This window comes from Xanthobacter oligotrophicus (assembly GCF_008364685.1).
GTDB lineage: Bacteria > Pseudomonadota > Alphaproteobacteria > Rhizobiales > Xanthobacteraceae > Xanthobacter > Xanthobacter oligotrophicus.
Genome location: NZ_VTTL01000006.1, coordinates 250,488 through 262,831, shown reverse-complemented (window position 1 = coordinate 262,831; position 12,344 = coordinate 250,488). Strand labels below are relative to the sequence as shown.

General features: G+C 67.7%; 12 protein-coding genes. All 12 read left to right on the top strand.

The window, feature by feature from the left end; all coding sequences use genetic code 11:
* Positions 1 to 31: 31 nt before the first annotated feature.
* The 12 genes from FZ033_RS12125 (at position 32) to FZ033_RS12070 (ending at position 12,330) form a co-directional block, all read left to right on the top strand.
* Positions 32 to 334 (top strand): hypothetical protein, encoded by a 303-nt coding sequence (locus FZ033_RS12125; RefSeq protein ID WP_149576387.1) that lies wholly within the window; start codon positions 32 to 34, stop codon positions 332 to 334.
* Complete coding sequence (locus FZ033_RS12120; RefSeq protein ID WP_149576386.1) at positions 331 to 606, top strand: hypothetical protein; 276 nt, start codon at positions 331 to 333, stop codon at positions 604 to 606. The genes FZ033_RS12125 and FZ033_RS12120 overlap by 4 nt, the downstream gene beginning before the upstream one ends.
* A gap of 2 nt (positions 607 to 608) precedes the next feature.
* Positions 609 to 2,984: a DUF3987 domain-containing protein gene (locus tag FZ033_RS12115; protein WP_149576385.1), complete on the top strand. Its 2,376-nt coding sequence runs from the start codon at positions 609 to 611 to the stop codon at positions 2,982 to 2,984.
* Positions 2,985 to 3,134: 150 nt separating this feature from the next.
* Positions 3,135 to 3,488 carry a hypothetical protein gene (locus tag FZ033_RS12110; RefSeq protein ID WP_149576384.1) on the top strand — a complete coding sequence of 118 codons (354 nt, stop codon included), beginning with the start codon at positions 3,135 to 3,137 and terminating at the stop codon, positions 3,486 to 3,488.
* Entirely contained in the window at positions 3,488 to 3,778 is a 291-nt protein-coding gene (locus FZ033_RS24315; protein WP_232847450.1) for a hypothetical protein, read from the top strand. Before FZ033_RS12110 ends, FZ033_RS24315 begins: the two co-directional genes overlap by 1 nt.
* Positions 3,736 to 4,068, top strand: a complete 333-nt coding sequence (locus FZ033_RS12100) for a winged helix-turn-helix domain-containing protein (RefSeq protein WP_149576383.1) — start codon at positions 3,736 to 3,738, stop codon at positions 4,066 to 4,068. Before FZ033_RS24315 ends, FZ033_RS12100 begins: the two co-directional genes overlap by 43 nt.
* Before the next feature lie 81 nt (positions 4,069 to 4,149).
* A complete protein-coding gene (locus tag FZ033_RS12095) occupies positions 4,150 to 4,599 on the top strand; it encodes a hypothetical protein (protein ID WP_149576382.1) in 450 nt (149 codons plus the stop codon).
* Between the two features lie 93 nt (positions 4,600 to 4,692).
* Positions 4,693 to 4,884, top strand: coding sequence for a hypothetical protein (locus FZ033_RS12090; RefSeq protein ID WP_149576381.1), 192 nt, complete (start codon positions 4,693 to 4,695; stop codon positions 4,882 to 4,884).
* Positions 4,885 to 4,887: 3 nt separating this feature from the next.
* On the top strand, positions 4,888 to 7,068 hold the full coding sequence (locus FZ033_RS12085; protein WP_149576380.1) for a hypothetical protein: 2,181 nt from the start codon (positions 4,888 to 4,890) through the stop codon (positions 7,066 to 7,068).
* Positions 7,069 to 7,076: 8 nt separating this feature from the next.
* Positions 7,077 to 10,307: a hypothetical protein gene (locus FZ033_RS12080; RefSeq protein ID WP_149576379.1), complete on the top strand. Its 3,231-nt coding sequence runs from the start codon at positions 7,077 to 7,079 to the stop codon at positions 10,305 to 10,307.
* A gap of 120 nt (positions 10,308 to 10,427) precedes the next feature.
* Positions 10,428 to 10,619 (top strand): terminase small subunit, encoded by a 192-nt coding sequence (locus FZ033_RS12075; protein WP_188079447.1) that lies wholly within the window; start codon positions 10,428 to 10,430, stop codon positions 10,617 to 10,619.
* A 502-nt stretch (positions 10,620 to 11,121) separates the two neighbouring features.
* Entirely contained in the window at positions 11,122 to 12,330 is a 1,209-nt protein-coding gene (locus FZ033_RS12070) for a tyrosine-type recombinase/integrase (protein WP_149576377.1), read from the top strand.
* Positions 12,331 to 12,344 lie beyond the last annotated feature (14 nt).

The following is a 12,344-nucleotide window of genomic DNA, read 5'->3' as shown; positions in this document are numbered from 1 at the left end:
AGGCCGCAGGCCTTGGGAAGGAGGTGCAGTGATGGCAGCTCGCATCTCCAATCCCGGTCGCGTTCGCCGCGTTGTCACCCCCCATCCGGGTGGGTGGATCCAGATCAAGGAAGAGCGCCAGCACCGCTACCGCATCTATGTGATCCCCGACAGCCTCACGCATTTCCAGTGCCTTGTGGTGGACCACGAGCGAGATAGCGGCGGCTGGTTGGAAGATGAGCACGCGAGCTTCGGCGGGGCGTTGACGACGGCGCTGCGGATCAATCGCGATCCCCAGCACCAGGCCTTCGGCGCTCCGATCATCACCGAGATGGGCGACGGGGGTGTCTCGTGAGCCGCATCGCCTTCCTTCCGGTTCGCGCAATCCGCTCCGCTCGCCGCGCTTTCATCGGCGCGTCGGTCACGGTGGTGATGGAGGAGGACGGTTGGTCCGTCCTCCAGCGCCGCGGCACCTACGTGGTCAGCCGCACCTACTTCCCGACGAAGGATGAGGCCGTTGCCCTCGCGGGCCGCCTCTATTCCGCCGAATACCCACCGCCCGCCGAAATCCTGGATGTCCAGGTGGCGGACGAACCCCAGAACCACGACGAAATCGATTGGGGGTGAGCATGACGCCGCTGGATCATGCCCTCGACTACGCCGGGCGCGGGTGGAAGGTGTTCCCCTGCAACCCCTCGCCCGAGCGCGGCGTTTCCAAGCGCCCCCTCATCGATCACGGCTTCAAGGCCGCGAGCCGGGACGAAGCCCAGATCCGGGCTTGGTGGACGCAATGGCCGGATGCCCTGATCGGCGTGCCCATGGGCCGCGAGAATGGTGTTTGGGCCATCGACCCCGACGTGGCGAAGGAGCCGGGCGACGCGGACGGCCTCAAGGCATGGGAGAACATCGCGCGCCAGCATCCGCCGATCCGCACCCATGCCCACCTCACGCCCAGCGGCGGCAAGCACCTGCTGTTCCGCTGGCGCGAAGACCGGCCGGTGACGAACACGGAACGCGGCCTGCGGGCACGCGGCATCCGCGGCATCAACGTGCGCGGCGAAGGCGGCTATGTCATCGCCGCCGGCTCCCAGCTGACGGACGGCCGCAGCTACGAAATCGAAGATCCCACGGACTTCTTCCATTTCGCCGAGGCCGAGGGTTGGCTTTACGAACTGCTTGAGGAGCCCGCTCCCGAGGCCCGGCAGAGCCCGAAAATCGTGGACCTTGCCAGCCGCCAGGTACCGCAAAGCCGCTATGTCCAGTCGGCGATTGCCGGCGAATGCTGGGCTCTGGCGCAGAGCGGCCGCGGCGAGCGCAACAACCAGCTCAATACAGCCGCCTTCAGCCTCGGCCAGCTGGTGGGCGCCGGGCTGGTGGATGAGGACACCGTGCGCGGCGAGCTTATCAGCGCCGCCACATCCTGCGGCCTCATCGCCGACGATGGGGAGCGCCCGGTGCGCGCCACCATCGAGAGCGGGTTGGCCGCCGGGCGGCAGAAGCCGCGGGACATTTCGAACAGACAAGGGAGCAGCATGCACGCCGCCAGCGCGCCGAATGATGATGCGTCAGCAGCCGGCGACAGCCCGCTTCCCCTCTTTCCGCCGCTCGCGGCACCCGAGCCCTATCCCATGGACGCCCTCGGGCCGCTGGCGGAGGCGGCCCGCGCCATCGCCCGCAAGGTGCAAGTGCCCGACGCCATCGCCGCGCAATCAGTTCTCGCCGCCGCCAGCCTCGCCGCGCAGGCGCATTGCGATGTTCGCTTGCCCTTCGGCCAGGTGCGCCCGCTCTCCTGCGATTTCGTCACGGTGGCGGCCTCCGGCGACCGGAAAACCTCCGCGGACAATGAGGCCCTGTGGCCGGTCTACCGGCACGAAAGCAACCTGCGCGAAACGCACATCGCGGCGATGGAGCAATACCGGATCGACCACACAGCATGGAGCGCCGAGAAGCGGCATATAGAGACCAACAAGAAGCTGGCCCATGCGGACCGCAAGCATGCGCTTTCCATGCTCGGCGCGGAGCCGGAGCGCCCTCTTGCCCCCTTCATCGTCACCGGGGACCTGACGCCGGACGGGCTGACGAAGAACTGGCCGTGGGCGCATGCGGCGCTCGGGGTGTTCACGGCGGAGGGCGGGGTGTTCACCGGGTCGCACGGCATGTCGGAAGACAACCGGCTGCGCACGGCCGCTATGCTGTCCGAGCTATGGGACGGCAAGCCGGTGAAGCGCATCCGGGCCGGCGACGGCGTTTCCATCCTGCCCGGCCGGCGGCTGGCGCTCCACGTCATGGTGCAGCCCCATGCCGCCGCAACTTTCCTTGCCGATCCGGTGCTGCGCGATCAGGGGCTCTTGTCGCGGGTGCTGGTGGCGGCTCCGGCCAGTATCGCCGGCACCCGCTTCTACCGCGAGACGGCCCCCGAGGATGACGCGGCGATCCGCAGCTATGGTGCCCGCATCCTCACCATTCTGGAGAAGCGCCCTCCGCTCGCCGACGGCACGCGCAACGAACTGACGCCGGCCACGCTGGAGATATCGGCCGAGGCCGGCGCCCGGTGGCGCCAGTTCTTCAACCATGTCGAACAGGCGCTGCGGGGTGATGACGAATTCCGCGGGATCCAGGACTTCGCCGCGAAGGCGGCGGAGCACGCGGCCAGGATTGCCGGGGTGCTCACGGCCTATGCGAACCTCGATGCCGAGGAAATCGGTCCGGAGGCAATGGATTGCGCCATTGGCCTGATGGACTTCTATGTCGGGGAAGCGCTGAGGCTTCACGCGGCGGGGCGCACGAACCCCGACCTGCTGATGGCGCAGCGCCTGCTGGACTGGATGCGGGCGGAGGGCGCGGAGCGGGAACCGATGGCGTTTCGGTACATCCTGCAACATGGCCCCGGCCCGATCCGGACCAAGGAAACTTTGGAGCGCATTGTCTCCATTCTGATGAAGCACGGATGGGTGCGGGAGACATCCAGCCGGCCCCGCATGCTCATCGCAGTGGGGGAGGCGTAAGCCATGGGATGGGCTCCATTCAAATGCGCGAAAACGCAGGTGCCCCCTGCTACAGTTGCTACAGTTGCTACACTCAATACTGAAATACCTCAAACCGTAGCAAACGTAGCAAGTGTAGCAGGGGGTAGGTGCGAAAACATAAAATTCCCGATGCCTCTCGATGAGGTTGCCGCCCTGCATGCGCGGACGGTCGCGCGCCTGATGAACGCGGCGGGACTGGCCCACGCGGAAGCCGAGCGTCGTGCCGTGGCGATGGTCGCGGCCGCGCTCAGGAACGACCCCCGGCTGGTGCCGCACCAGAACGACCCGCTGAAATGCTTCGTGTGCGGCGGGCCGGGTCGCGAGGGTTCCCCCCTTCTTCCCATCCTCACCCCAAAACAATGGGTCAACCTGTGGCTTTGCCGTAGCGCGTGTCACGCGACCTTCCGGCAGCAGCAGGCAGCACGTGTCGCGGAGCTGATGCGCTCGGCGCTTCCCGCCGCCGCCACCATTGCGAGGCCCTGATGGCGACGTTCGATATCGAGAAGCTGCGGAAGGTGCGCGGCCTGATGACCGGCGGCGCGACCGAGGGCGAACGGGCTGCTGCCCGCTCCCGCGCCGAGGCCATCGCCAAGGCCGCCGGCCTGACGCTCGCCGAAGCCATGTCCAAGTTGGACACCGCGCCGCCGCCACCGACCGCCCGCAGCATCTTCGACGGCTTCGACGATTGGATGGAGGCGAAGGAGCCAGGGTGGCGGGCCGAGCAAGCTGCATGGCGATCCACCGCGACCTTGCTGAAGAGGCCGCGACGCTGACGGCACTCCGTCTCGATTTCGAGATGATGCTGATGGAACCCGCCGGGGCGGAAAACAGCACCACCAACGGTTCGGACCCTGTTTCAGTGCCCCAGCCCGCACCCCGCCGCACCAACTCGGACAAGCGCGCCGACGTGCTCGCCATCCTCGCAGCGCATCCCGAACTTTCCGACCGGGAGATTGCCCGGCGGGCCGGGGTGTCGCCGCAGACGGTGAACACCCATCGGCGGCAGGCTTCTGCGGCGGCTTCCAAGGTCAACAAATGTGAACATTCGGGATCGGTCGGATGAGAACAAATGAGAACATCCCGCCGTCAGCCCATGATGACAGCAAATGACAGGTTCGCGGCCTGTATTTCGCGAGCTGCGACCATGACAAATGATGACATCTGCCACCTTGGAGAATCCACGATGCAGGGCACCCGCATTTCACTTTTCGCCACGCTCCTGCGCACCGTCGCGGACTGGGCCAGCATCCGCCATGGGACGCCGAAGCCTTCAGCCCGCGCCGAGCGCCGGCGCCATGCCCGGCAACGGCTGAAGAACCGCGCGGCGCTGGCGGACCTGTATCAGGCCGCCGCCCTGGACCTCGGCGCGCAGGTGGAGGGACTGCGCTTGATGGTGGACGGTCTCAACACCGAGCGGCAGGGCATGCTGCGTCGGGTGGATAGCCTCGAATGGGCGGTCAACGACCTGCTGCAGCGAAACGTCGACCTGATGGGGCTGTGCGCGACGCATCAGCATCAGGCCGAGCACTGGCGCCGGATGGTGGAGGCTGAAGATGGTCTGACTAAAAACAAACCGGAAATAATTCTGCAATGAACCGTCTGGACGCGTCCTGACATATATTTGGAAAGTATCCATCCATTTCAGATTTCGCGCCTCCGTAGTACAGTAATTCTTCTGGAGGCGAATATGGCGACACGAAACACTGAGGTTTTCAATTTCCGTTGTTCGGGCGAGTTCATGGCAGCCATCGCCGAGGCGGCCGCTCGCAAGAACCTGACGCAAAGCGAGTTCGGCCGCCGCGCCATCGCCCAGCACATTGAGCGTACCGGCGTGAAGCCGCCGCAGGCTCCGCAATCCCGAAAGAGCCGGAAGGACTGATCTATGACCACCTCTCAGGCTCCCGAAACGTTCGTATGGGGACAGGGCGGTGCCCAGCTCACACCCGAGGAAATCGCCAGGCGCCGGGAGATTGCCGACGCGTTGATCAAGCAGGGCAGCGATTATTCCCCGGTCCAGCATTGGGCGCAGGGCTTGGCTCGCGTAGCGAACAGCGTTGTGGGTGGGTTGCAGGCTCGCGACGCCGATGAGGCGGAGCGCGCGGCCCGCGCCTCGGCTCAGGAGAAATGGCAGCCCATCGTGGATGCGATGATCGGCGCGCCGGCCGCTGCTTCTCCTCCGTCCACCAGCGCGGCTCCCGTGGCGCCTGCTGTTCCCGCAGCAGCCGCGCCGGCTTCGGCGCCCCCGGCGCAGGCCGCCCCCACCACTCCGGCCGGCCCGTCTCCGGGCGTGCGCAGGGTGGCCGATGCCATGACGCAGGTGGCATCCCTCGATCCGAACGCCGGAGCGCCGGTCCCGGCAGCACAATCACCAACCCAGCCCGCAGCTGGTACCGTTCCGGGCCTTGCAGAGGCGCGCACCCGCTACGCTCCAGAGTTGCAGGATCCCGTCGTAGCGGCCCGCCTCGCGGCGTTCACGCATGCCGAGGTGGGCAGCCAGGGGCCGCAGGCGCAGCAGGCTTTCATGGAAAGCATGTTGAACCGCGCCGCCGCGCGCAACCAGACCCTCGCCGAGACCATGTCCGGGAGCTATTTCCCAGCCATCACGCATCAGCGCGTAGCGCAGTTCTCGGCGGATCCCCAGATCACCGGCCGCTATGGCGACGTGGTGAAGGCCGTGCTTGGCGGATCGAACGTCGGGCAATACGCCACGGGAAACGCCTCCGGCTCGGTGGGCTTCAACTCCGGGCCGCAGGTGGCGGCCTTCGGCGGGGAGCGATTCGGCATCGAGGGGCCTGATCAGGCGTGGGTGCGCCGTCTTCAGGGTGGCGCCCAGCCGGCGGCCGCTCCGGTGCAGGTGGCGAGTGCAGACCCCACCTTCATGCCGCCCTCTGGTGCGCCCATCGTGCCCGTGCCCGGAGCCGATCCGATCCCGGCGCGCCCGACACCCGGCATGCAGCAGGTCGCTCAGGCCATGGCTGCACAGCCGGCGCCGCAACCCTCTCCCGGTGCGGCGAACCTCATGCGCAGCGTGCCTCTTCCGGTCCTCATGGAGGCGGTGGGCAACCCGTGGCTCCCCCCAGGCCAGCGCGCGGTGGCGCAGGCGCTTCTTCAGCAGCAGTTCGCGGCGCAGAAGCAGGCGCAAGAGCCTTTCACGCTGTCGCCAGGCGCGGTGCGATACGATTCCAATGGACGGGTTATCGCTTCGGCTCCGGCGCGAGGTGCAGGCGAAGGCCCGCGCCGCAGCTTGACCCCGCAATTCGGGGTGGATGCACAGGGCAACACCGTGATGCTGCAGCTTGGCGACGACGGCACGGTTGTGCAGCCACCGTTGCCGGCCGGTGTCACCTTGTCCAGCAAGCCCATTGTGAGCGATGCCGGCACGCACTTTGTCCTGACGGACCAGATCACCCACCAACCCATTGGCATCATCCCGAAGAACGTGGCCGGCAAGGCGGCAGCCGGAGAAGTCGGGAAGGCGGCCGGCCAGGCGCAGGCCCAGTTGCCCGGCGCCGAGGGCATGGCGAAGCAGATCGGCGACCATATCGACGCGCTGGCGAACGACCCCAAGTTGCCGGAGATGCTAGGGCCCTTGGCGTCCCGCATGCCGAACCTCACCGCCGACGCGGCCCGCGTGCAGGCCCGCATGGACCAGCTCCGCGGCGGGGTGTTCCTCCAGGGTTATGGGATGCTCAAGGGCGGCGGCGCCATCACGGAAGTGGAAGGGCTGAAGGCCGAACAGGCCATGGCCCGTCTCAGCGCCGCGCAGAGCGTCGACGACTACAAGGCGGCACTCGGCGAGTTCAAGGATGCGCTCACCACCGGCCTCGCCAAGCTTCGGGCTCAGGGGGCAATGGTGCCGGGTGCGGGCCAGAACTTCGGGGCTCCAGGTGGCTCTCAGGCCCCCGGCGGTGGCCCGAGCAATCCCTCGATGGGGGCGCCTCAAGGGGCGAGCGGGGTCGGCGATCCACTCGCGCAAGCAAGAGACGCCATCTCGCGTGGCGCGCCGCGTGATGCGGTGATCCAGCGTCTTCGGCAAAACGGCATCGATCCGGCGGGGCTTTGACCATGGGCATGTTCGACGATCTGATTCCCGCGCAGCCACAGCAGGCCGGCGCTGGCCTGTTCGATGACCTGATCCCGAGCCGGCCGCAGCAGCCGGCCCAGCCCTCCCCCGGCGGCCTCTGGAACAACGCCACGGCCGGCGTCAACGACATGATCTATTCGACGCTGGGCGCGCCGGTGGATGCCGCGACTTGGGTGACGAACAAGGCGGTGCAGGGCGTCAACGCCGTAACGGGCGCCGAGCTGCCGCAGGCGCGCACCAACCTTCCCGGCTCCAGCCGGTGGCTGGCGGGTGCCGGCGAGGCGGTGGGCGTAAACGACCCCGCCAAGGTGCAGGCCACGAGCACCGAGGAGAAGCTGGCCCGCGCGGCCGGCGCTGGCGTCGGCGGCATGATCGCCCCCGAAGCGGCCCTGGGCACGCTCAATCGGGCCGGCGCCGTCGGCGAAGGCGCCATGAACATGCTGGGCTCCATCTTCGGCCGTTCTGCCTCCGTGGGCGATGTCGCCACCAATGCCGCGGTGGGCGCTGCGGCCGGTGTTGGCGGCCAGATGGCCGGCCAGGTGGTGCCCGAGCCTTGGAAGCCCCTCGCCGAGACGGCCGGCAACCTCGTGGGCGGTGCGGCTGGTGCCGGCGCCATCGCGGCGGGCCGGGGCGCTGCCCAGATCACTCAGGCGTGGCGCGATTTCCGCCTGTCCGACCCGGCGGCGCAGGAGGCAGCGGCGGGCCGGCGGCTGTGGGACGCGGCGAGCGATCCCTATGCCGCGCGGGACGCCATCGATGCGGCCAATGCCTCGAAGACGGTGGGCCTGCCCGCCGAGCCGGGCGCTATGCCCCGCAATCTGGTGGCTGGTTCGGAGCCGACCACCTTCCAGTTGACCGGTGACATGGGCCTGGGCGTGCTGGAGCGGGCGAGCGACAGCCGCTTCCCGGCCGCCTTCCTCGAACGCCAGGCGGACCAGAATGCGGCCCGTGTCGGTACTCTTCGGGGGATTCAACCACAGGGCGCCCCCGAACAGGTGGTGCAGTCCCTGCGCCATAACCTCGCCGCTCTGGACGAAGCCACGGGGCAGGCCGTCACCGGCGCCACGAACGCGGCGCGTGAGGCAGCGGGCCGGCTCGGCGGCGAGGGCACACCCGAGGGCTACGGCACCGGCATCCGGCAGAACATCATGGATGCCCGCGGCGTCGCCAAGGAGCGCGAGCGCGCCCTGTGGCAGGCCGTGGACCCGAACGGCGACTTGAACCTGCATGGCACCGGAACCCGCGAGGCGGCCCGGTCCATCGTGAAGGGATTGGAGAAGTCGGCGGCGCCGCTGGCTGGCGAGGAAGCCGCTACCATCGCCACGGCCCTGCAGTATCCCGACGTGGTGCCATTCCGCGAGATGACGGCGCTGCGCAGCCGGGTGTCCGAGGCGCTGCGTCAGGAGCTTTCCACGAACGGCCAGACCCGCGTATATTCCCGCCTGTCGCAGCTGCGCGGCGCCATCGAACGCGATATCGAGAACGCGGTGGCGTCCAAGGCTGCAATGGAACAGCAGGCGGTGCAGGCCGGCGCGATGTCCGAAGAGGACACCATGGCGGCGATGTTCGCCGCTATGAGGCAGAAGACCCAGGCTTGGTATGAGCAGCGAGCGCAAGCCGTACCAATGGGGGACAGCCTTGCAGAAGGCGGTGGAGGAAATGCCGCCAGCGGAGCGGGCCGAGTTTCTCCAGTGGCTGGAACGCGACCTCAAGGCCTCGGCAGACCTCAAGGGCCTGCGGGAGCTGAAGGCGTACAAAGCCCTGGCCTCTTCGACAACCTCATTCCCAACTTCGACGAAGGAGCCGCCGGCCGACTGAAGGCCGCATCCGAGGCGACAAAGCAGCGGGCGCAGACCTTCGACGCTGGGCGAGTGGGTGCGGTCACCAAGCGCTCGGGCGCCTCCGGGCCGTTCCAAACCGAAGCCTCGGTGGTCCCCGGCCGCTTCTTCCTGCCCGGCCCGCGCGGCTATGAGGCCATGCAGGCGCTGCGCAATGCCGCGCCTGAGGCCCTGCCGCAGATCCGCGACTATGCCATCAGCACCCTGCGCAAGGCGGCGGAAAGCCCACTTGACGGCACCCTGGACCCGGCCAAGGTGCAGGCGTGGCGGCAGAAGCACGCCGATGCACTCCGGGCTGTGCCCGAGGTGGACCGCATGCTGGCCGACCCGGTGGCGGCGTCCGAGACCATGGCCCGCCTCGCAGCCGAGCGGAAAGCCCAGCTTGACGCCTTCGAGCAAGGCGCCGTGGCTCGCCTGCTCAATCTGGACGACCCGGCGGACGTGACGCGGACCATCGGGGGTATCTTCTCCCGGCAGGATGCCGTGCAGCAGATGAGCCGCCTCGCCCGCGAGACCGCCGGCAGCGAGGAAGCGCGGCAGGGCCTGCGCAAGGCCGTGGCCGACTACATCAACCTGCGGTTCATCGGGAACACGGAAGCCGCCACCAGCCAGGAGAAGCTGATCCGCTCGGACCGGTTTCAGGAGTTCGTCAAGCTCTCCGCCTCGGCGCTTCGGCAGGTGTTCAGCGATGATGAAGTCAGGACGCTCGCCGCCATCGCCGAGGACCTGAGCCGGTCGAACCGAACCGCGAAGCTTCCCGGCCGGTCGAACACCGTTCAGGACCTTCTCGCAGTGGGACAGGCCGGCGGGGCGCAATCCTGGCTCTCACGGCTGCTGTCTCCCGGCGCGCTGGCCAGCGCTGGCGCTGCGGCCGGCAGCATGGCCAGTGGTGGCCTTGGGGCCGCAGTAGGCGCCGGTGGCGGGGCTCACCTCGGGCGCATCATCGAGGCCATGCGACAGGCCGGGCTCGCGAGCGTGGACGACATCGTGAAGGACGCAATGTTGAACCCGGACCGGGCGCGGGCGCTGCTGGCGAAGGTCTCGGACACCCCGACGCCACAGGAAGCCCTCTCCCTCGCCCAAGCCTACATCCGGGCGTCGCTGCTGCCTGGCTCGGATGCCCCGACGCCGCAGGGCCGCGGCAAGATGGGTGACATATTCGGGGTGGACCGGCCGGCCCGCCCCATTCTCGCGCCTCCTGCGCCAGAGCGCCGGAGCAGCCTGGATGGCGCTCCTCCTTCCCATCGGGCCGTCGCCGAGGCCCTGCTGAGCCGGGGCATCCCGGTCCACACCTATTCGCCGGGTGTGGAGAAGGTCGCGCGGGAGATGGCCCGCCGCCGCCCCGTGGGGATTACCAGCGGCGTGATGGGAATGGCATGAAGGCCCGTGCCTGAGGGGTGGTGACCTGACGGTGGAATCACCCCTCATGAGGCTTTGTACCCCAAGGCTTTCGGGGTGGTGCTCAGGGCCAATTCCCGCCAGTGGATTCAGAGGGTGAAGATGGCTCCGCTTCACAACGGCCGCCACGAGCGCTTCGCGCAGGAGCTTGCCAAGGGCAAGAGCGCGGATGAGGCTTATGTCGAGGCGGGGTATTCCGGCAGCAGCAAGAGCATGCAGGAAGCGGCCTCAAGGTTGTCAAGAAATGTCAAGGTTCAGGCCCGCGTTGCGGAAATCCAGCAGCGCGGCGCTTGAAGCTCGATGAAGCGGTGAAGAAGCGGGTTGAAGCAATCCTGAGCGAGCGCAGCCGGGTCCACGAAAAGGGCCTTGAACGTGCGATTGAGAGGAAATGAGCGGATTGTGAGCCGGGTGGCCGAAGGCCGGGCGGCGGCGGCCTATTGCCAATCTGGCTATCGCGCGATGGAGCCGGCATGCGGATCGTGAGGTGTCACAGCATATCAGGGCAATCCAGCGAATGCGCTGGGGCAGATGCTGGGGCACAGATTTTCGACAGGCGAAAATCATGTCTGATATCAAGTGCTTATTGAAATGAACTGGCGGAGAGGGGGTCCGACGAACTGCTGTCCGGAGGCACTCCGACGCATTCACTGAATATCAGTTTTATCAATCATATATGCCATCACCTGTCCGCCGCCGTTCCAAAGCGTCCGGCCAAAGCCAGCTCACTTGGTGGGGTTGAAAGTGGGGTTGGAGTATTTAGGATCCCGGTGGGGCTGGCTTCCCATCGGAGGGGTATGTGGCACGCGCAACGAACCGTCTCACCGCACGGACAGTCGCGAACCTGAAGGAACCGGGCCGCTATGCGGACGGTGGTGGGCTCTACCTCCAAGTCGGCCCCACCGGCACCAAGGCCTGGCTCTTCATGTTCCGCCGCGATGGGAAGCGCCGGGAGATGGGGCTGGGCTCGGCGAGGGACGTGGGGCTCGCTGAAGCGCGCCAGAAGGCCGAGGACGCCCGTCGCCTCACTGCGGAGCGGCAGGACCCACTGGAAAGCCGGAAAGCCGCTACGGCGCGCCAGAAGGAGGCTGAGGAGGCACCTTCCTTCGGCGCATTCGCGGATGCCATGGCCGAGAAGCTGACGCCCGGCTTCAGGAATGAGAAGCACGCGGCACAATGGAAAATGACACTCGGCCCCGCCTACTGCGCGAAGATCCGCGAGAGGAAGCTGGCGGACATCAACACCGATGATGTGCTCGCGGTCCTGCAACCGGTGTGGATGGAGAAGAACGAGACGGCCTCTCGCCTCCGGGGGCGCATCGAGAAGGTGCTGGATGCCGCCAAGGCCAAGGGACTGCGCACGGGAGAGAACCCTGCCCGCTGGCGCGGCCACCTCGACACTCTGCTGCCGAAGCGCCAGAAGCTCCAGCGCGGCCATCACCCCGCCATGCCCTATGCCGAGGTGCCAGCCTTCCTCACCGAACTGCGGACACGGGAGGCTATGGCAGCGCGAGCGCTGGAGTTCGCCATCCTGACGGCCGCCCGGTCGGGTGAGGTGCTGGGGGCGATGTGGGGCGAGGTCGACCTGAAGGCCGAGGTGTGGACGGTGCCGGCCAATCGCATGAAGGCCGGGCGAGAACATCGCGTACCCCTCACGGCGCCCGCCATTGCGCTCCTAGGGGCGCTGGAAGCCCTGCGCCCAGAGGATGACGACAAGGGTGCGTACATCTTCCCTGGGCAGCGGAAGGGCCGCCCCTTGAGCGGCATGGCCATGGAGATGCTGCTGCGCCGCCAGAAGCTGGAGATCACCGTCCACGGCTTCCGCTCGTCTTTCCGGGACTGGGCAGCCGAGGAGACGGGCTTCCCACGGGAGATAGCCGAGGCCGCCCTGGCCCATGTCGTGGGGGATGCCACCGAGCGTGCCTATCGCCGGGGTGATGCCTTGGAGAAGCGCCGGGAGCTGATGACGGCCTGGGCGGCCCATTGCCAGCCAAAGGCTGTGGAATGATGGATGGAGATATA